Raw genomic sequence first — 19,339 nt, 5'->3', positions numbered from 1 at the left:
ATCGCGGAGCCGTACCCGATCCGGCTGGACTCACCGATGATGTTGTTGGTGATCAGGATCGACAGCAGCTCGGTGCCCTGCGCGCCCTTGTTGAACACGAACACCAGGTCGAAGGCGCGCAAAGCTTCGATGATGGTGACCACCAGCACGACCGTGTTGGTCGGGCGCAGGGTGGGGAAGATGACGTTCTTGAACGTCTGCCACTCGTTCGCACCGTCCAGCGAGGACGCCTCCCGCAGGGAGGGGTCCACGCCCTTCAGACCGGCCAGGTAGAGGATCATCATGTAGCCGGTGTGCCGCCAGGACGCGGCGATCAGCACAGCCCACAGGTTGAGCTTGGGATCACCGATCCAGTCGATGTAGTGACCCGGCTTGTTGGCCCCGATCAGACTGTTGATCAGACCCGTGTCCGGGTTGTAGACCAGCTGCCAGACGAACCCGGTCACCGCCAGCGAGACCACCACCGGCAGGAAGAACGCGGTCTGGTAGACCCGGGAGAACCGGATGCTCTTGTCCAGCTGCACGGCCAGAAACAGGCCGAACGGCGTCGGGATCAGGATCAGCACGACGAACCAGATGACGTTGTGCTCGACCGCCGGCCAGAACTGCGGGTTGTCGGTGAACAACTGCTTGAAGTTGTCCAGCCCCACCCACTTGATGGAGTCGAAGCCGATGCCGTCCCAGCTCGTGAAGGCCAGGCCGATCGAGGCGATCGCGGTCAGCCAGACGAGAGTGACGTGCAGGACCGTGGGCACGCCCGCCATGAGGGCGAGCGTGACACGGTCACGACGGGTCAACAGGCGCTTGTGATTCATGGAGTTGTTCACGAGGCTGCGAAGATCGTCTTCTTCTGGCGCTCGATGGACGACAGCAGACCGTCGATGCCCTTGGGGTCACGGATGAACTTCTGGAGCGCGGGCTGCATCACCGTCGAGGTGAAGTCCGGACGGCTGTCGCGGTCCATGAACTGCGTCAGGTGCTTCGCGCCGCCGATCATGTCGTACGCCTTCTTCTGCAGGGGGCTGTACGAGGAGGTGTCGGCCTTCGAGGAGGCGGCGATGAGGCTCGGGTCGGCCTTCAGGTAGACCTCCTCGGCCTGGGGCGTGCCCAGGAATTCGAGGAGTTTGACGGAACCCGCGTGGTTCTTGGGGGACTTGCTGAGCATGATGCCGTCGGTCGGCGCCTCCACGGTGTCCTGGCCGTACGCCGGGTCGATCTCGGGGAAGGCGAAGAAGTCGAGGTCGTCCAGGTCCGCCTTGTCGGTGAACTGCTGGGCCACGAACATGCCGAGCATGTACATCCCGGCCTTCTTCGACACCAGCGTCTGGGCGGCGTCCTGCCAGGTACGGCCGACCGCGCCGTCCTGGTGGTAGGGCAGGGTCTCGGCCCAGGTGTCGAAGACCTTGCGGACCTTCGGGTCGGTCCACGAGGCCTTGCCCGCCATCAGCTCGACGTGGAAGTCGTAGCCGTTGACGCGGAAGTTGATCTGGTCGAAGGTGCCCATCGCCGGCCAGGCGTCCTTGTCGCCGTACGCGATCGGGACCAGGCCGTCCTTCTTCATCCGCTTGCACAGGGCGACGTACGCGTCCCAGGTGGTGGGGACCTCGTAGCCGTACTTCTGGAAGACGCTCTTGCGGTAGAAGACCGCCCACGGCGACGTGGTCAGCGGCACCAGGTAGTACTTGCCGTCCTGACCCTTGCTCAGGTCGTGCATGGCACTGGGGAAGTTGCCGCCGATCGTCTTCCACACGTCGTCGATCGGGGTGGCCAGGCCCTTGGCCGCGAAGAACTGCATCCGGTACCCGGCGAACCACTGGAACACGTCGTCCGGCGTGCCCTGGAGGTAGGAGTTGATCTGCTCCTGGAAGGTGTTGTGGTCCTTGATGTTGAGGTCGACCTTGATCCCGGACTGCTTGGTGAAGGCCGCGTAGACATCGCCGTACGCCTTCTTCGGCACGGCGTCGGACGCGTTGGAGCCGACGGTGACGGTCTTGGTGTCCGACGAGGCGGAACCGCCGCCGCAGGCACTCAGCAGGGGGATGCCGGCACCCAGGACCGCGGCTCCGCCGAGTCCGCGGAGCACGGTGCGGCGGCTGGTGCCAGGCATGGGCCGACCAAGGGAGGAACGGTGCATTTCGGCTCCTACAGGGCTGGCGGTGCCGAGGCAGGGCACGTCAGCCGGACGGGGGTATGACGGAGGGTGGGCCGTCGAGGGACCGCTTGAGGGTCGGTCGAGAGCCAGAATCCAACACGATCGAACAAACACGATCGTCGGACGCCTGGAAGCGTGAACGCTCTGTGGGCCCGCTGTCAAGACTTGCCGTCCGGTGAACCGTCAGCAGATCGGGGAGACAGGGCGCACCACCGCATCGCCCAAGGCCAGGTAATCGCCGGTTGAGCTGCGGAAATGCCTGCCCGACTCGGAAGTCTCAGGCGTCTCGCTCCGACAAGCGCACTGCGAGAACCCTTGACGTGCGCTCGGCGGATGCGTACACATTGACCGCGCGGTCTGACCGCGCGGTCATGTCACTGACCTCGTTCGATGGAGAACACACGGCATGGGGAGACTTCATGACGACAGGGCTGGAGCACGGTGCCGGTTCCTCGGCGCCGCGCAGCGAGGACGTCGCCAGGCTGGCCGGCGTCTCGCGCAAGACGGTCTCCCGGGTCCTCAACAACGAGCCGCATGTCTCCGAGAAGTCCCGCGGGCGCGTCCTGGCCGCCGCCGAGGAGCTCGGTTACCGGCTGAACCACGCGGCCAGGGCGCTGGCCTCCGGCCGTACCCGGTCCATCGGGGTGGTCGCCCTGGGAACGGCCGGGTACGGAACCGCCTCGCTGCTCGTGGGCATCGAACAGGCCGTACGGGACGCCGGTTACGCGCTGCGCGTGGTCAACACCCCGGACGGTGACCCGCAGGGCATCGCCGGCGCGCTGCAGTCACTCCTGGAGCAGGGCGTGGACGGCATCGTCGTCTCCGTACCCATCGTCGAGGGTGAGGTCCCGCTCGGCGTCGACGTGCCGGTCCTCTTCGTCGGAGCACCCCCCGCCTTCTCCGCCGCCCGGACACTGACCGTCGGAGTGGGCGCCCGTCAACTGGCCCGCGCGGCCACCGAACACCTGCTGGACCTGGGGCACACGACCGTCCATCACCTCGCCGGGCCGCGGCGGTGGTACGCCACCAAGGACCGCATCGAGGGATGGCAGGCGGCGCTGGCGGCCCGGGGCGCACATGAACCGCCCCTGCTGAACGGCGACTGGTCGGCGGCCTCCGGGTACGCCGCGGGTCGTGCGCTGGCCTCGGACAGCGCGGTGACCGCGGTGTTCGTCGCGGGCGACGAGATGGCCATCGGCCTGATCCACGGCCTGCGGGAGGCCGGGTGCCGGGTGCCGGAGGACGTCAGCGTCGTCGGTTTCGACGGAAACCCGGTCTTCGCCTACGTCTCCCCGCCTCTGACCACCGTCCGTCAGCCCTTCGAGGCCGCGTCGCGCGAGGGAATCAGGCTTCTCCTCCACGCCATCGAGAGGCCGGACACCGAACTGCCGCCGGCGAACGACCCACCCGTCGAACTGATCGTCCGCGGGTCCACGGCGCCGCCGGCCGCCCGCTGAACCACCCCCGTGCGCGAGCCGCGCCCACCGAACTCCGCCGTGTCGCTCCGAGCCGTTGCGGACCGGCGGACACCGAAACACCCCTTCCCTTCCCCCTGGGAGCCGCAATGTCCCCTGCGCAGACAGACGCCAGACCCGGCGTCGCTCCGCGTTCCCGTCCCGTCTCCTTCCTGTCCCTGGCCTTCACCCTGCTCGTCGCGGTGCTGACCATGGTCGTGCCCACCGGCCGGGCGGACGCCCTGGCCCGTCCCTCGCAGACGATGTACACCCCGCCGTCCGACGCTCCCTCGCCCGGATCGCTCTACCCGCGGTCGCTGCGCCTTGAGCACAACGGCTCGGCCAACGGCACCATCCTGTCGACGTTCGAGCAGTACACCTCCGGCACGCCGGTCTTCCCGATCTACCGCAGCACCGACAACGGCAACTCCTGGACGAAGATCTCGGATGTCGCCGACACCCAGAACGGCTGGGGCATGCGGTGGGAGCCGCAGCTGTTCGAACTGCCCACGGCGATGGGCGACTTCCCGGCCGGCACCATCCTGGCCGCCGGTGACTCGGTGCCCGGCGACCGGTCCGCGACCAAGATCGACCTGTACGCCAGCACCGACCGCGGACTGACCTGGAGCTTCGTCACCAACATCGCCACCGGCGGAAAGGCGATATCCAGCAACGGCTACACCCCCGTCTGGGAGCCGTTCTTCCTGTACGCCAACGGCAAGCTGATCGTCTACTACTCCGACCAGCGCGACACCACCTACGGGCAGAAGATCGACCACCAGGTCTCCACGGACCTGCGGACCTGGGGTCCGGTCGTGGACGACGTGACGAAGCCGACCTACGCGGACCGGCCCGGCATGCCGGTGGTGACCCGGCTGCCCAACGGCAACTACGTGATGACCCACGAGTACTGCAACGCGCCGGAGGGCGGCTGCTCCGTCTACTACAAGATCTCCGCCGACCCCGAGGCGTTCAACTCCGCCACCGACCAGGTGCTGCGGGCGACCGACGGTGTCATCCCCAGCGGGGCGCCGTACGTCACCTGGCTGCCCACCGGAGGCGCGGGCGGCACGCTCGTCGTCAGCAGCGACAACCAGAACGACCTGTTCGTCAACACGACGAACGGCGCGGCGAACGGCTGGACCCACATCCGCTCCAACGTCGCCAGCGGCTACAGCCGCGGTCTGCTCCCGCTGCCCGACGGCCACAGCCTGCTGGTGATGAGCGGCGGGCGTGGCCGCAGCACCGGCCTCAACCCGGTCACCTACAGCACGGTCGACCTCGGCGGCGGTATCTCTGACGGCGCCACCTACACCGTCTCCAACGCGAACAGCGGCCTGAAGCTCGCGATCGCGGGCGCCGCCACGGCCAACGGCACGGCCGCCACCCAGCAGAGCACGGACAACGCCACCGACCAGCAGTGGAAGTTCGTCCAGCAGACCTCCGGCTACTTCAAGATCTTCAACGTCGCCACGGGCAAGGTCCTCGGCGTGGAGAACCAGTCCACCGCCGACGGCGCCAGGATCGTGCAGTGGGACGACAACGGCACCCTCGACCACGAGTGGGCCGTCGCCCCGAGCCCGGCCGGCGGCTACACGCTCACCAGCCGCGTCACCGGCAAGTACCTGGAGATCCCCGGCGCCTCCACCGCCACCGGCACCGCCGCCGACCAGTGGAGCGGCAGCGGCTGCGGCTGCCAGCGCTGGAACTTCGTCCAGACGGCCCTGCCGCCGCTGGGCACCGGACAGTACGTCCTCGTCAACAAGAACAGCGGCAAGTACATCGACATCCCCGCCGCCTCCACCGCCACCAACACGGCCGTGCAGCAGTACTCGAACTCCGCCTGCTTCTGCCAGCTGTTCACCTTCCAGTCGGCGGCCGGCGGGGCCTGGACCATCAGAAACGTCAACAGCAACCTCAACCTGGACATCAGCGGCGGCTCCACCGCCGCGGGAGCCAAGATCGTCCAGAACACGCCGTCCGCCGCGGGCTCACAGCAGTGGACCCTCACGGACGCCGGCAACGGCTACTACCGGCTCAAGAACGTGGGCAGCAACCTCAGCGTCGGTGTCGCCCAGTCCTCCACCAGCAACGGCGCGGCCGTCATCCAGTGGAACGACCTGAACGTCGACGACCAGCTCTGGCAGATCGTCCGCATCAACTGAGCGGCTGAGCTCGGCGATCGGTGAGTGGAGCGGGCGTGCTACTGCGCCCGCTCTTCGCTTTTTCGTGAGGCCGCACCGGGGGCTGTCGGCTACGCCGAGCCCGGGCCTGTCCGGGCGAGGCGGACCATGGCGCGGAAGAGGGCGGTGGGTTCCGGGGCTTCGGGCACCGGGGGGACCGGCGCCCCGGGGGCGGCGTAGGAGCGGATCATGTGTCCGACGAGGCGGCGCCAGGCGTCGGGGGCGGAGTCGTCGGCGGCGGCGATGACGCCGGCGTTGGCCATCTGGAGGATGACGAGGTCCCCCGGGACGAAGTCCTCACGGAGATGTCCGCTGCTCTGGGCGCGGGCGATGAGTTCGAGGAAGCCGTTGTACGACTCGGCGCGGCGGGCCTCCAGCGCCCTGGCCGTGGGGAACGACATGGTCAGGACGTCGGCGAAGCCCCGGTCGGCGGCCTGCATGGCGCAGACGGCGTGGATGTAGCCGGTGAAGCCGCGCCAGGGATCGGGGTCGGCGAGCGCCTCGGCGACGGCGGCGGCGTAGGCGTCCATGCGGTCGGCGAAGACCGCGTTGATGAGTTCCTCCCGGGTGGCGAAGCGCCGGCTGAGCGTGGCCTTGCCGACGCCCGCCTCGCGGGCGACGGAGGCCATGGACACGCCGAGTCCTTCCGTGGCGAAGAGGCGGCGGGCGGCGGCCAGGATGAGATCGCGGTTGCGCTCGGCGTCGGCGCGCAGTCTCGCCTCGGGCTGCTGGTCCGGGGTCCGGTCGGAAGGTGCGTCGGAAGGTGCGGAGGTCATGCACCCACTCTACTAAGTGGAACAGGCGGCCCGTTTCTACTGTTACGCTCGACAGCAGCGGAACCGGGAAGGCCGGTCCACTTATGGAAGAGGTGCTGTCATGCGCGCTGTGACCCTGGACGCGGTTCCGGCCGCCCCGGCTGTGACCGAGGTGGACACTCCCCGCCCCGAGGCCGGAGAACTGCTGGTCAAGGTGGCCGCCTCCTCGGTGAACGGCTTCGACCTCGCCGTCGCCGCCGGCTATCTGGACGGGATGATGGAGCACCGCTACCCGCTGGTGCTCGGCAAGGACTTCGCGGGCACCGTCGAGGCGCTCGGCGCGGGTGTGGAGGGCTTCGCGGTCGGTGACGCGGTCTTCGGTGTCGTGATGAAGCCGTTCCTGGGCACCGGGTCGCTCGCCGAGTACGTCACCGTGTCCGCCGGATACGGCGTTGCACCGCTCCCGGAGGGCCTGGCGGTGACGGAGGCGGGCGCGCTGGGCGTGGTCGGGGCGACCGCGGTGGACAGCCTGAACGCCGTGGCCCTGGCCGAGGGCGAGACGGTGCTGATCGCGGGGGCCGGCGGCGGGGTGGGATCGCTGGCCGTGCAGCTCGCCGCCGCCCGCGGTGCGACGGTGATCGCGACCGCCCGTCCCGGCGCGCAGACCGACTTCGTCACCGGCCTGACCGGCACCGAGATCCACGTTGTCGACTTCACCGGCGATCTGGAGGCCCAGGTCCGCGCGATCGCACCGGACGGCGTGGACGCGGTGCTGCACCTGGCGGGCGACGGCGCCCAGCTCGCCGGCCTGCTGCGGCAGGGCGGTCGTATCGCCTCCCCCGCGGGCCTGACCCCGGACGCCGTCAAGGACGAGGACGTCACCGTCCACCCGATCATGGCCGACCCGAACGCCTCGACCCTGACCGCCCTGGCCGAGCAGGTCGTCTCCGGGGCGCTGCGGGTGCCGGTCACCGCGACGTACCCGCTGGAGCGGGCCGCGGAGGCGTTCACCGCCTTCACCGGCACCCCCGGCAAGGTCGCCGTCACCCGCTCCTGACTCCTCGCTTCACAGAAAGAGACCTGATCATGCCCACCATCGCCATCATCGGTGCCGGCCCCGGTATGGGCCTGGCCATCGCCCGTGCCTTCGGCGGCCGCGGCTTCGACGTCGCCCTGATCTCCCGTACCAAGGAGAAGCTCCAGACCCTGGTCGAGCAGCTCGGCCAGGAAGGCGTCACCGCCGAGGCGTTCACCGCGGACGTCCTCGACCGGCCCTCCCTGACCGCCGCGCTGGACGCCGTGAAGGCCCGCTTCGGCGCGATCGACGTACTGGAGTACTCACCGGCCGCGCACTCCCCGGTGCCCGGTCACTTCCTGGCCACTCCCTCACAGGCCACGGTGGACAATCTGCAGCCGCAGATCGAGTACTACCTCTACGGCGCCATTACGGCCGCTCAGTCGGTCCTGCCCGCGATGCGGGAGGCCGGTGCCGGAACCCTGCTGTTCACCACCGGCGGCGGCTCCGTCGACCCCGTCCCCATGCTCGGCAACGTCAACGCGGCCTCGGCAGCCCTGCGCAACTGGGTGATCAACCTGGACAAGGAACTGGCCGGCAGCGGTGTGCACGCCGCACATGTGGCGATCAACGTCTGGATCGGCGGGGGCGGCCCGGAGGGCTTCCCGACGGCCGAGGCCGACGACATCGCCCCGCTGTACTGGGAGCTTCACGAGAAGCGCGACCGCTCCGAAGCGGTCTTCAACGCCTGACCGGCCCTCTCCGCCAAGGAACCCTTACATGAACGTCTTCCTGTGGATCGTCCAGGCCGTGCTGGCCGCCATGTTCGCCATGGCCGGTGTCATGAAGTCGACCCAGCCCAAGGAGAAGCTGGCCGGTCAGCTGCCCTGGACGACCGACTTCTCGCAGGGCACCGTCCGCTTCATAGGCGTCGTCGAGTTCGCCGCCGCCCTCGGCCTGATCCTGCCCGCGGCCACCGACATCGCCCCCGTGCTGACCCCGCTGGCCGCGACCGGTCTGGCCGTGGTGATGGTCCTGGCCGCGCTCACCCACGCCCGCCGTAAGGAGCCGGGCGCGATCGGCTTCAACGCGGTCCTACTGATCCTGGCCGTCCTGGTGGCCTGGGGCCGCTTCGGTCCGTACAGCTTCTGACCTCCCCTCTGCAAGGAACCGTCTCTCATGCATGTCACCGTCTTCGGTGCGAGCGGCGCCATCGGCAGCCTCGTCGTCCAGCAGCTCCTTGACGACGGCCACGACGTCACCGCCCTGGTCCGCACTCCCGCCAAGTTCACCCTCTTCCACGACCACCTCACGGTCGTCACCGGGCAACTGTCCGACTGCGACGCCGTCGAGAAGGCCATCAGAGGCGCCGACGCGGTCATCAGCGCCCTCGGCCCCTCCCTGAAACGGTCCACCAAGGGCTCACAGGTGACCGACGGCACCCGCACCATCGTGCGGGTCATGGAGAAGCAGCAGGTCACCCGCTTCATCGGCCTGGCCACGCCGTCGCTGGCCGACCCCCAGGACAAGCCGCACTGGAAGCACAAGGTCCTGCCCGTCGCGGCCGGGCTGATGTTCCCCAACGCGCTGGCCGAGCTGAAGGGCATGACCGAGGCCGTCACCGACTCCGGCCTCGACTACACCATCGCCCGCATCACCAACCCGACGGACAAGCCCGCCACGGGCCGGATCCGCGCCGGCTTCCTCGGCCACGACAAGGTCGGCTCCGCCATGAGCCGCGCCGACATCGCCGCGTTCCTGGTCTCCCAGCTCACCGACCGCCGCTACCGGCGGGCCATGCCCGCCATCAGCAACTGAGCCCGGACACCGCCATGACCTTCGAACTCGGCGTCTACTCCTTCGGCAACACCCCGCGCCTGCCCGACGGCGGCCGCGGCCCCACCGCCCAGGCCCTCCGTGACGTACTGGAGGCGATCAAGCTCGCCGACGAGGTGGGACTGGACTACTTCGGCGTGGGCGAGCACCACATGCGGGCGATGCCGCTGTCCTCACCCACCTCCGTGGTCAACGCCGCCGCGGCCGCCACCCACCGCATCAAGCTCGGCACGGCGGTCACCGTCCTGTCCACGGACGATCCGATCCGGGTGTTCCAGCAGCTCGCGACCGCCGCGTCCCTGGCTCCCGGACGTATCGAACTGGTCGCCGGACGCGGTTCGTCGACGATCACGTTCCCGCTCTTCGACCACGACGAGCACGACTACGACCTGTTGTACGCCTCGAAGCTCGACCTGCTGATGGCCGTCAATGCGGGCGAGAACGTCACCTGGCACGGCCCGCACCGCAGGCGGCCGTTGCGGGATGTCACCGTCTTCCCGCGCCCCGAGGAGCCGTTGAAGATCTGGCTGGGCACCGGCGGCAGCCCGGATTCGGTGCGGCGGGCCGTCGAGCTGGGGCTGCCGATGTTCCTCGGCGTCCTCGGCGGCACCCCCGAACGCTGGGCGCGCTACGGCCACGCCTACCGCGACGCCTGGGACCAGGTCGGGCACCCCGCCGACCGGGCGGAGATCGCGGTCGCCGTGCACGGGTTCGTGGCCGAGTCCGATGCCCAGGCCCGTGCGACCTACCTGGAGTACGAGCACCGCATGATGGCCGAGGGCATGGCCGAACTGGGCCGCCCCGCCCCCTCACGCGCCGACCGCGCGGCACAGTACGGCCCCGACGGCATGGTCTTCGTCGGCGGCCCCGACGAGATCGCCGACCGCATCCTCCATCTGCACCAACTGCTCGGCCACACCCGCCAGATCCTCCAGATGGACGTCGGCGGCATGCCCCAGCGCGACTTCCTGCGCGGCATCGAACTCCTCGGCACGAAGGTGCTGCCACAGATCCGCGCCGAGCTCCTCGCCGCCGGCGGTGACGGGGAGAGCCCGTGAAGCTCGTCGTCTTCGGCGCGAACGGACCGACCGGGCGGCAGGTCACCCGGCAGGCGCTCACCGAAGGACACACGGTCACCGCGATCACTCGCCGACCTGGCTCCTTCCCGCTGAGCGATCCGCGGCTGCGGGTGACGGGCGCGGATGTGCTGGACCCCGACGCGGTCGCACGTGTCGTGGCCGGACAGGACGCGGTCATCTCCACACTCGGCGCCTCCAAGGGCGAAAGCCCTGTGCGGGTGTACTCCCGCAGCGCCGCTCACATCACACGGGCCATGGCAGAGCACGGGGGTCCGGCGTTTCGTGGGCGTGACCTCGGTCATCCTCTTCGGAGCGGAGGCACCCGGCGAAAGCCTCCTCTTCAGACCTACGCGCCTTCATCGACGTACGCACCACGCAAGGCGTGCCGAGCTTCGTCGACGTCATGCGGAAGGAGGCGTTGGGCGGCAGGAAGTGAAGCGATGCGCAGTGCACGACCCTCGGTCTCAAACGCGCTTGGGGCGTCGTGAGGCTCGTGCGTCCGTGCCCCAGCTGGCCAGCAGACGCAGTGACTCCGCGGTGGGTGACCCCTGCTCCGCGTGGTACGTGATCAGGAGCTGCTCGCTGTCGTCCGGCAGCTGGAACGTCTCGAAGGAGAGGGTGAGCTCGCCGACCAGGGGATGCCGCAGGCGCTTCACCCCGTGGCTCTTCTCCTTGACGTCGTGCGTGGCCCACAGCCGCCGGAACTCCTCGCTCTTCATCGAGAGCTCCCCGATCAGGGAGGACAGCCGCGGGTCGTCCGGGTGGCGGCCGGCGTCCATGCGCAGGAAGCTCACCATGTCGGCCGTCTTGGACTCCCACTCGACGTACAGCTCGCGGTACTCGGGATCGAGGAACAGCAGCCGTGCCCAGTTCCGCTCGGGGGCGGGCAGTTCGGACCAGTCCCCGAAGACGGCCGCCGCCATCCGGTTCCACGCGAGGATGTCCGCGCGCCGCCCCGTGACAAAGGCGGGGACGCCGTCCAGCGTGTCCAGCAGCTGCCGCAGCGAGCCCCGCACCTGCTGCGACCGCGCCGACGGCTTCTTCCGCCGCGCCGTCGGCTTCGCGAGCTGCATCAGATGGGCGTGCTCGGCGTCGCTCAGCCGCAGGGCGCGCGCGATCGCGTCGAGCACCTCCGCCGAGACATTGCGCCCGTTGCCCTGCTCCAGCCGTGTGTAGTAGGTCACCGACACGCCCGCCAGCTGCGCGAGCTCCTCACGGCGCAGTCCGGGCACCCGGCGGCGTCGGCCGAACTCCGGCAGCCCGACCTCCCGCGGTGTCAGCCGGGCCCGCCGGGTGCGCAGGAACTCGCTGAGCCCGGCCCGCCGGTCCAGGGTCCCCCCGGCCTCCGGCCGTTCCTCCGTACCGTCCATAGGTCAAGTATTCACGGTCGTACGACGGGAAGCCTGACCCCGCCAGTGCTAGGACCCGGGAACGTACTCACAGCCGAGATCTGGGTACGCCTGCCCCGCTCCAGCAGGCTGGCGCAGGACATGACGCGACCGGCGTCGCCCCCGTGAAAGGACCCCTTGTGAATGCGACCCCTGCCCCCAGCCACATAGGCATCCTGGTCTTCGACCTTGAAGCCTCCCTGCGCTTCTACACCGAAGGACTCGGCTTCAGTGACCTTCACTCCCTGACGGTGGGGGGTCCTCAGTTCGGTGCGCTGTACGAGTTCGACGACTTCGAGTGCGAGGTGCACTTCCTCAAGAACGGCACGCTCGTCGTGGAGGTGATCCACCTGACCAGCCCGCAGCCGACGGCGTGGGCCGGGCGCGAGCCCCTGAACGTCACCGGGATCGGGCAGCTCGCCTTCCGTGTCGACGACGCCGACGAGGTGGCCGGACGTCTGGCACGTCTGGGCGGCAAGGTGCTGGAGCACACGCGCACGCCGACCGTCGGCCCCGACGGCGTCGAGCGGACCTTCATCGCCTGCCTGGACCCCGACGGCATCCGGATCCAGCTGATGGAGGGCGACCTGCCGGACGCCGTCCGGTAGACCACGGCACAGGCCCCGGAACCGGGGCCGACAAGCCCGTACCCTTGCGGCATGCGCATGCGTCCCACGCTGAGCTGGACCCCTGCCGGGGATCTGCCGCCCGGCACCACGGATCCGGGGCCGGTCGTCGAGCTGCTGCGCGCGGGCGGTGTGCTGGTGCTCAGCGGGGCGGGCATCTCGACGGAGTCGGGCATCCCCGACTACCGGAGCGAGGGCGGGAGCCTCGGCCGGCACACGCCGATGACCTATCAGGACTTCACCGCCAGTGCCCAGGCCCGCCGCCGGTACTGGGCGCGCAGTCACCTGGGCTGGCGCACCTTCGGTCGTGCCCGCCCCAACGCGGGGCACCGGGCCGTGGCGGCGTTCGAGCGGCACGGCCTGCTGTCGGGTGTGATCAGCCAGAACGTCGACGGCCTGCACCAGGCCGCGGGCAGCGAGGACGTCGTCGAGCTGCACGGCAGCCTGAGCCGGGTCGTCTGTCTGTCCTGCGGGGCTGTCGGCTCTCGCCGTGCCCTCGCCCTGCGTCTGAAGGAGGCCAACCCGGGCTTCGCGCCGACAGCCGCCGCGATCAACCCCGACGGCGACGCCGACCTCACCGACGCGCAGGTCGGCGACTTCCGTGTCCTGCCCTGCCTGGTCTGCGGCGGTGTCCTCAAGCCGGACGTGGTGTTCTTCGGTGAGACGGTGCCGGCTCCGCGGGTCGAGCGGTGCCGCCGGCTGGTCCGGGAGGCGAGATCCCTTCTGGTGCTGGGTTCCTCCCTGACCGTGATGTCCGGGCTGCGGTTCGTCCGCCAGGCGGCCGAGGCCGGCAAACCCGTCGTCATCGTCAACCGGGACCCCACCCGAGGCGACCACCACGCCCTCACCCGCGTGGCACTCCCCCTGGGAGCCACTTTGACCACCGTGGCCGACCAGCTGCACGTCCGCATCGACGCGGAAGCCGCCGAAGAGGCCTGAGCGCAAGGCCTACCCGAGGAGGCCGCCGCCGGTGGCGTCGAAGGAGGCGCCGGTGGTCCAGCCCGCCTCCTCGCTTGCGATGAAGGTCACCACACGGGCGATGTCCTCCGGTTCACCGAGCCGGTTGAACGCGGACTGCCGGGCCATCTGCTCCCGGACCTCGGGGATCTTGAAGACGTCGTGCCCGTTGTCCGTGAGACCGGGCGTCACGGTGTTGATGGTGATCCCGCGGGGGGCGAGATGGCGGGCGAAGTGCAGCGTGAGCTGTTCGAGTGCGCCCTTGGTCATCGCGTAGACGGCCTGTGAGGGGTTGGCGACGCGCGTCAGGCCGGAGGAGATGTTGATGACGCGTCCGCCGTCGGTGAGCAGGCCGAGGGCGCGCTGGGTGATGAAGAAGGGCGCCTTGGCGTTGACGGCGAACAACCTGTCGTACTGCTCGACGGAGATCTCCTCCGGGGGAGTTCCGGTGGCCAGGGTTTCGCCGGCGTTGTTTACCAGGATGTCCAGGGCGATCTGTCCGGTGTGCTGTTTCAGTCCGGCCTCCAGGCCGTGGAACAGCTGGTCGATGTCGCCGGGTACGCCCAGTTCCGCGTGGACGGTGAAGGCGCGGCCGCCGTCCTTCTCGATGAGCCCGACGGTCTCCTGGGCGGCTTGCTCGTTGTGCGCGTAGTGCACGGCGACCAAGGCGCCCTCGCGGGCCAGGCTGACGGCTGTGGCCCGCCCGATGCCCCTGCTGGAGCCGGTGACGAGAGCGGTCCTGCCGCTGAGTTTCCCCATGATGACGTCCCTTCGAAGGTGAGCATCCCGGCTCGCCACGGACGGCTGTCCGCCACCACGGCAAGCCCGAAGCCCTTGGTCGGTGTCCAAGACTCTTGGTTTGAGTATTATTGGGCGATGTCCAAGACGTCAAGATCGGCAGGTCAGCCCGGCTCCCCGGTGTCCCGGGCGCATGTCGGCCTCACCGAAGAGCAGATCGTCACCGCGGCACTGGAGGTGCTGGAGGGTGACGGCCTCGACAAGCTGTCCCTGCGGGCCGTTGCCGGGCGGCTGGGCGTACGGGTCAACGCGGTGGCCTGGCACGTGAAGGACAAGGCGGGCCTCCTCACCGCCGTGGCCGACGCGATGATGGCCGACTGCCTGCCCGCCCGCCTGCCCCGGGATCCGGACGAACGGGTGCGCAGGCTCTTGGAGTCGTTTCGAGCCGCGCTGCGCTCCCGTCGCGACGGCGCCCGCCTGGCGCTGGCAGGCTTTTCGCTGGCCCGTCCGCACGCCCTGGCCTACGCCGAGGCGTTCAACGCCGCCCTGCGCTCCACCGGGCGCAGTCCGAACGAGGTGGCCTGGACGGCCTGGACCCTGATCCATTTCGTGGTCGGCCTGGTGAACGAAGAGCAGACGTCGCCCGACCGCACTCCCGGCACCGAGGCCGCGGCCGCCGACCCCGCCCTCTTCCCCTCACTGGCGGAGGCGATCACCCACCTCACCAAGGAGAGCTTCGACGGCCGCTTCACCTACGGCGTCGACCTGATCCTCACGGGACGCTCGGCCGTACGTACGACCGACTGACGCCTGGCCGGATTCGCACCACCGATTCTTGACCCCTTGGACACCGTCCAATAATACTGAACACCCCTTGGATGGCGTCCAAGGGGTGTTCTTGATGGCTGCCCTCTACCGAAAGGCCTGCCGGTGTCCCCACTGCACCTCGGTGTCTCTCTCCAGCAGCGTTGGCCCCTCGACGACGGAGCCGCCGTACTCCGCGCCGCACGCCATGCCGAGGACCTCGGTTTCGACCATGTCGCGGCCGGCAACCGCCTCCTGGAGAGTGGTTACGCCGTCGACGGCCACCTCTCCGATCCGCTCGTCCTGCTGTCGGCCGTCGCGGCCGCCACGACACGCCTGCGGTTGCTGACATCGATCCTTGTCGTGCCGTACTCACCGGCGGTGCTGCTCGCCAACCAGGCGGCCACCTTGGACTACGTGTCCGGAGGCCGCCTGATTCTCGGCGTCGGCACCGGCTGGAAACAGGATGACCTCGAGGCCGTCAACGTGCCCTTCGGTGAACGCGGAGCCCGCACCGATGACCACCTCGCAGCCCTCAAGGCCTTGTGGACGCAGCGGCCCACCGACTTCGACGGGCGCTTCACGACTCTGCGCGACGCGCACTTGGGAATGCCCCCGGCCACCCCGGGTGGTCCACCCGTGTGGGTCGGCGGTCACAGCGACACGGCTCTGCGTCGTGCGGTGCGGCTCGGCGACGGCTGGTACGCCTCCGCCCTGGACGCCGGCGAACTCACCGACAAGATAGGCCGTCTGCGGAAAGCGGCTGCCGACCCCGCGGACGCCGATCGCTTGACGATCGCCTCCGTTCAGTTCCTCAGCCCGCCCGGTTTCCCCGGCGAGGTGCCGTCCGAGCGGCGGCCGCTCGGCGGGGCGAAGCCGACTGCCGCGAGCGTGGTCGACGATCTCGGGCGTCTCGCGGAGGCAGGGCTCACCAGCTGCACTCTCTGGATTCCCAGCGTGGGCGGCCAGGTGGAGAAGGCCATGGACTGGATCGCGGCCGAGGTCGTGCCACAACTCGGCTGATGACACTCGACCGATGACATACGAGACCGCCACCCCGAGCTGCGCGGCAGGGGCTTCCCGTGCGCTCAGCGCACGGGATCGGCGGCGTGCGCCCGCAGGGTGAGGGAGATCGTGTCGAGTGCGTCGAGGAGTGGCTCGTCGGTGCGGGTGGTCTTGGTCATCAGCAGCCCGCCCTGGAGGATCGCGAGGATCGAGCGGCCGAGGCGCTGACCGTCGGTGCCGGGCCGGAGCAGCCCGCCGGCGATCATGCGCTCGGCCCCGGCCTGGAACAGGCGCTGCCAGTCGTCCCACGCCTGCTGGACCGCGGCGGCGACCTGGTCGTGGCTGCCGATGAGCTCGTTGGCCATCGAGCCGATGGGGCAGCCCCAGCAGGGCTGCGCCCGGTAGAAGTCCGCGATCGCCTCCCCCCACTTCTGCCATGACTCCCAGGTGTCGAGTTCGTCCAGATGGGGCCGTTGCGCGGCGAAGACACGCGCGGTCTGCCACTCGGTGAGCGCGCTGACCAGGTCGGGCTTGCCTTCGGGGAAGTAGTGGAAGAGCTGGCTCCTGCTGGTCTTCGTCGCGGTCCGGACGTCCTCGAGTGTCGTCCCGTTGACGCCCCGCTCCAGGACGAGTTCCGCGGCGGTCTCGACGATGCGAGCGCGGGTGGCCAGCCCCTTGCGCGTGAGGCCCTCTGGAGTGCTCATGTGCCCAGTCTACCGATTCTGGACGGCTCCGTCCGTTGTTATGGACGCAGCTGTCCAATCTGCTACTTTGGACGCCGACGTCCAATTGGACGCAGCTGTCCAATCTTTTGCCATCTCCAGGAGACCCCCATGGCACAGCAGAACCAGGCGGCCCCCGTCACCGAGCGGGACCTCTTCATCGGCAACGCATGGCGCCCCAGCTCGGACGGCCGCTCCCAGTCGCTGGTCAACCCGGCGACCGAGGAGCCGTTCGGCAAGGTCGCGCTGGCGTCGAGCGCGGACGTCGACGCCGCGGTGCAGGCCGCGCGGACGGCGTTCGACGAGGGGCCGTGGCCGCACCTCTCCCTGAAGGAGCGGGCCGACTTCATGCTCGCGCTCGCCGACGAGATCGAGCGGCACGCGGACGCCATCGCCGCGGTGGTGACGGCCGAGACGGGGCTGGTCCTCGGTGCCGCCCGCGGAAACCCGCTGGCCTTCGCGGGCATGCTGCGCTACTACGCGAGCCTCGCCGACTCCACCGAACTCCACGAGGTCCGCACCGGCCTGACCGGCGTCACCGCGCGTATCGAGAAGCGGCCGGTGGGCGTCGTGGCGGCGATCGTGCCGTGGAACGCGCCGCTGGGCCTGGCCGCCTTCAAGCTTCCCCCGGCCCTGCTGGCGGGCAACACCGTCATCATGAAGCCGTCCGACTTCTCACCGCTGAGCGCCGGTTACGTCGCGGACGCCGCCCTCAAGGTCGGCCTGCCGGCCGGCGTGATCAACGTCCTGACCGCCGGTCCCGAGCAGAGCCAGGAACTCGTCAGCCACCCGGGCGTGGACAAGGTCACCTTCACCGGCTCGACCGGGGTCGGGCGAGCGATCGCCGCGTCCGCCGCGCCCACGCTCAAGCAGGTCACCCTCGAACTCGGCGGCAAGTCCCCGGCGTTGATCCTGCCCGACGCGGACCTGGACCGGATCGTCTACACCCTGACGATCAACATCACCAACAACAACGGCGCGGTGTGCACGAACCCGAGCCGGCTGATCGTCCCGGAGAGCCGCAAGGACGAGATCGTCGGCGCCCTGGCCGCCTCGTTCGCCCAGCTCAAGGTCGGCGACCCGGCCGACCCCCGGTCGGACGTCGGCCCGATGATCAACAAGGCGCACTACGACAAGGTCCTCGGCTTCTTCGAGACGGCCCGCCAGGAAGGCGCGACCTTCGCCGTCGGCGGTGGCCGCGCGCCCGGCTTCGACAAGGGCTACTACGTCACGCCGACCATCATCACCGACGTGACCTCCGACTCCCGGGTCGCACAGGAGGAGATCTTCGGCCCCGTGACCGCGGTGCTCACCTACCCCGACGGCGACGAGGACGAGGCGATCCGGCTGGCCAACGACACCGAGTTCGGCCTCAACGGCGCCGTCTTCAGCACCGACGAGCAGCACGCCCTGGAAGTCGCCCGCAAGATCCACAGCGGCACCGTCTCGATCAACAACGGCATCACCATCGACCTCGCGGTGCCGTTCGGCGGCGTCAAGCAGTCGGGCTACGGCCGCGAACTCGGCCCCGAAGGCCTGGACGCCTACTTCAACACGCACGCGATCTTCCTCGACGGCGAGCCGGTCATCACGCTCTAGCGCGAGACCGGAAAAGACATCACACCACCCAACAGAGCGAGAAAACCATGCCCAAGGCATACGTCTTCACCGAGTACGGCGGCCCCGAGCAGCAGACCTTCGCCGACCTGCCCCAACCCGTTCCGGGACCGGGCGAGCTCCTGGTCGCGGTGCACGCGGCCGGTGTGAACCCGGTCGACTGGAAGGTGCGCGCGGGCTACCTGCGCGAGGTCCTTCCCCTCCCCCTGCCCGCGGTCCTGGGCTCGGAGGTCTCGGGCGTCGTCGAGGCGATCGGCGACGGGGTCGAGGGGTTCGCCGTCGGCGACGAGGTCTTCGGCGCCCTGCCGCTGACCGGTGGCTACGCCGAGTACGCGCTGCTGCCGGCCGGGTCCGCGGCGCACAAGCCGGCCGCCGTGTCCTTCACGGACGCCGCGACCCTGTCGGTGTCGGCGGCCACCGCCCGCGAGGGCATAGCCCTGCTGAACCTCAAGCCCGGTGACACCGTGCTGGTCAACGGGGCCGGGGGCGGTATCGGAGCCACCGCGGTGCAGCTCGCCCGCGCCGAGGGCGCCACCGTGATCGGCACCGCCGGCGCGGGGAAGGCGGAGTTCGTCTCCTCCCTCGGGGCCACCCACGTCACCTACGGAGAGGGCGTGGCCGACCGCATCGCCGCCCTCGCCCCGAACGGCGTGGACGCCGTCCTCGACCTGGTCGGCGGCGACTCCCTGTACGCCGTCGCCCCGCTCGCCGCGGACAGGTCCAGGGTCGTCACCGCCGTGGATCCGACGGCGGCGGCCGAACTCGGCGGCGGCTACTACCAGGTGACGCAGACCGAGGCGACGCTCGCCCCGCTGGCCGACCTCGTCGCGTCCGGCGCGCTCGACCCCCGCGTCACCCAGGTCGTGCCCTTCGCCGAGGCGGCGAGGGCGCTCGCCGCGGTCGAAGCGGGTCACGCCGGCGACGACATCACCAAGTACAACGAGGCGCCCACGACCGCCGTCGCCGGTACGGCCACGATCGTCTTCGAGAACAGCAAGGCGACCGGCA

General features: G+C 69.7%; 20 protein-coding genes. 14 read left to right on the top strand and 6 right to left on the bottom strand.

The window, feature by feature from the left end; genetic code table 11:
• Both ABZ896_RS45860 and ABZ896_RS45855 read right to left on the bottom strand, forming a co-directional pair.
• Window positions 1-815: sugar ABC transporter permease (locus ABZ896_RS45860; protein ID WP_360942964.1), on the bottom strand; the 815-nt coding region annotated here is incomplete at its 3' end.
• 8 nt (window positions 816-823) lie between these two features.
• Window positions 824-2,134: an ABC transporter substrate-binding protein gene (locus ABZ896_RS45855; RefSeq protein WP_360942961.1), complete on the bottom strand. Its 1,311-nt coding sequence runs from the start codon at window positions 2,132-2,134 to the stop codon at window positions 824-826.
• A gap of 437 nt (window positions 2,135-2,571) precedes the next feature.
• On the opposite strand from ABZ896_RS45855, the gene ABZ896_RS45850 reads away from it, so the two are divergent.
• A complete protein-coding gene (locus tag ABZ896_RS45850; protein WP_360942958.1) occupies window positions 2,572-3,609 on the top strand; it encodes a LacI family DNA-binding transcriptional regulator in 1,038 nt (345 codons plus the stop codon).
• 107 nt (window positions 3,610-3,716) lie between these two features.
• Window positions 3,717-5,771 carry an RICIN domain-containing protein gene (locus ABZ896_RS45845; protein ID WP_360942955.1) on the top strand — a complete coding sequence of 685 codons (2,055 nt, stop codon included), beginning with the start codon at window positions 3,717-3,719 and terminating at the stop codon, window positions 5,769-5,771.
• 89 nt (window positions 5,772-5,860) lie between these two features.
• Here the strand turns inward: ABZ896_RS45845 and ABZ896_RS45840 are convergent, their stop codons facing one another.
• On the bottom strand, window positions 5,861-6,565 hold the full coding sequence (locus ABZ896_RS45840; protein ID WP_360942952.1) for a helix-turn-helix domain-containing protein: 705 nt from the start codon (window positions 6,563-6,565) through the stop codon (window positions 5,861-5,863).
• A gap of 100 nt (window positions 6,566-6,665) precedes the next feature.
• On the opposite strand from ABZ896_RS45840, the gene ABZ896_RS45835 reads away from it, so the two are divergent.
• The 6 genes from ABZ896_RS45835 to ABZ896_RS45810 are packed head-to-tail and all read left to right on the top strand — an operon-like array spanning window position 6,666 to window position 10,962.
• A complete protein-coding gene (locus ABZ896_RS45835) occupies window positions 6,666-7,601 on the top strand; it encodes an NADP-dependent oxidoreductase (RefSeq protein WP_360942949.1) in 936 nt (311 codons plus the stop codon).
• 29 nt (window positions 7,602-7,630) lie between these two features.
• Window positions 7,631-8,311 (top strand): SDR family NAD(P)-dependent oxidoreductase, encoded by a 681-nt coding sequence (locus ABZ896_RS45830; RefSeq protein WP_360942946.1) that lies wholly within the window; start codon window positions 7,631-7,633, stop codon window positions 8,309-8,311.
• Window positions 8,312-8,339: 28 nt separating this feature from the next.
• Window positions 8,340-8,711, top strand: a complete 372-nt coding sequence (locus ABZ896_RS45825) for a DoxX family protein (RefSeq protein WP_360942943.1) — start codon at window positions 8,340-8,342, stop codon at window positions 8,709-8,711.
• A 27-nt stretch (window positions 8,712-8,738) separates the two neighbouring features.
• Window positions 8,739-9,377: an NAD(P)H-binding protein gene (locus tag ABZ896_RS45820; RefSeq protein ID WP_360942940.1), complete on the top strand. Its 639-nt coding sequence runs from the start codon at window positions 8,739-8,741 to the stop codon at window positions 9,375-9,377.
• 14 nt (window positions 9,378-9,391) lie between these two features.
• On the top strand, window positions 9,392-10,453 hold the full coding sequence (locus ABZ896_RS45815) for an LLM class flavin-dependent oxidoreductase (protein WP_360942937.1): 1,062 nt from the start codon (window positions 9,392-9,394) through the stop codon (window positions 10,451-10,453).
• On the top strand, window positions 10,450-10,962 hold the full coding sequence (locus tag ABZ896_RS45810; protein WP_360942934.1) for an NAD(P)H-binding protein: 513 nt from the start codon (window positions 10,450-10,452) through the stop codon (window positions 10,960-10,962). The genes ABZ896_RS45815 and ABZ896_RS45810 overlap by 4 nt, the downstream gene beginning before the upstream one ends.
• Here the strand turns inward: ABZ896_RS45810 and ABZ896_RS45805 are convergent.
• The gene (locus tag ABZ896_RS45805) at window positions 10,939-11,844 is read right to left on the bottom strand and encodes a helix-turn-helix transcriptional regulator (RefSeq protein ID WP_360942931.1); all 906 of its coding nucleotides are present in this window, start codon (window positions 11,842-11,844) and stop codon (window positions 10,939-10,941) included. The two genes, ABZ896_RS45810 and ABZ896_RS45805, sit on opposite strands and share 24 nt — an antisense overlap.
• Window positions 11,845-12,002: 158 nt before the next feature.
• On the opposite strand from ABZ896_RS45805, the gene ABZ896_RS45800 reads away from it, so the two are divergent.
• Both ABZ896_RS45800 and ABZ896_RS45795 read left to right on the top strand, forming a co-directional pair.
• Window positions 12,003-12,470, top strand: a complete 468-nt coding sequence (locus tag ABZ896_RS45800) for a VOC family protein (RefSeq protein WP_360942928.1) — start codon at window positions 12,003-12,005, stop codon at window positions 12,468-12,470.
• Window positions 12,471-12,521: 51 nt separating this feature from the next.
• Window positions 12,522-13,427, top strand: a complete 906-nt coding sequence (locus tag ABZ896_RS45795; RefSeq protein WP_360942925.1) for an NAD-dependent protein deacetylase — start codon at window positions 12,522-12,524, stop codon at window positions 13,425-13,427.
• 9 nt (window positions 13,428-13,436) lie between these two features.
• Here the strand turns inward: ABZ896_RS45795 and ABZ896_RS45790 are convergent, their stop codons facing one another.
• On the bottom strand, window positions 13,437-14,204 hold the full coding sequence (locus tag ABZ896_RS45790; RefSeq protein ID WP_360942922.1) for an SDR family oxidoreductase: 768 nt from the start codon (window positions 14,202-14,204) through the stop codon (window positions 13,437-13,439).
• A gap of 117 nt (window positions 14,205-14,321) precedes the next feature.
• On the opposite strand from ABZ896_RS45790, the gene ABZ896_RS45785 reads away from it, so the two are divergent.
• Together ABZ896_RS45785 and ABZ896_RS45780 are read left to right on the top strand one after the other, a co-directional pair.
• Entirely contained in the window at window positions 14,322-14,990 is a 669-nt protein-coding gene (locus ABZ896_RS45785) for a TetR/AcrR family transcriptional regulator C-terminal domain-containing protein (RefSeq protein WP_360942919.1), read from the top strand.
• A 123-nt stretch (window positions 14,991-15,113) separates the two neighbouring features.
• Window positions 15,114-16,010 carry a TIGR03619 family F420-dependent LLM class oxidoreductase gene (locus ABZ896_RS45780; protein ID WP_360942916.1) on the top strand — a complete coding sequence of 299 codons (897 nt, stop codon included), beginning with the start codon at window positions 15,114-15,116 and terminating at the stop codon, window positions 16,008-16,010.
• Window positions 16,011-16,075: 65 nt separating this feature from the next.
• Here the strand turns inward: ABZ896_RS45780 and ABZ896_RS45775 are convergent, their stop codons facing one another.
• The gene (locus tag ABZ896_RS45775; protein ID WP_360942913.1) at window positions 16,076-16,696 is read right to left on the bottom strand and encodes a TetR/AcrR family transcriptional regulator; all 621 of its coding nucleotides are present in this window, start codon (window positions 16,694-16,696) and stop codon (window positions 16,076-16,078) included.
• Window positions 16,697-16,825: 129 nt separating this feature from the next.
• Between ABZ896_RS45775 and ABZ896_RS45770 the strand changes: the two genes are divergently transcribed.
• Together ABZ896_RS45770 and ABZ896_RS45765 are read left to right on the top strand one after the other, a co-directional pair.
• On the top strand, window positions 16,826-18,313 hold the full coding sequence (locus tag ABZ896_RS45770; RefSeq protein WP_360942910.1) for an aldehyde dehydrogenase: 1,488 nt from the start codon (window positions 16,826-16,828) through the stop codon (window positions 18,311-18,313).
• A 47-nt stretch (window positions 18,314-18,360) separates the two neighbouring features.
• Window positions 18,361-19,339, top strand: a 979-nt coding sequence (locus tag ABZ896_RS45765; RefSeq protein ID WP_360942907.1) for an NADP-dependent oxidoreductase, incomplete at its 3' end; no start/stop codon positions are given.

Source organism: Streptomyces sp. NPDC047072 (assembly GCF_040643855.1).
GTDB lineage: Bacteria > Actinomycetota > Actinomycetes > Streptomycetales > Streptomycetaceae > Streptomyces.
The sequence above is the reverse complement of the archived record's forward strand: the minus strand, read 5'-3'. Positions and strand labels throughout refer to the sequence as shown.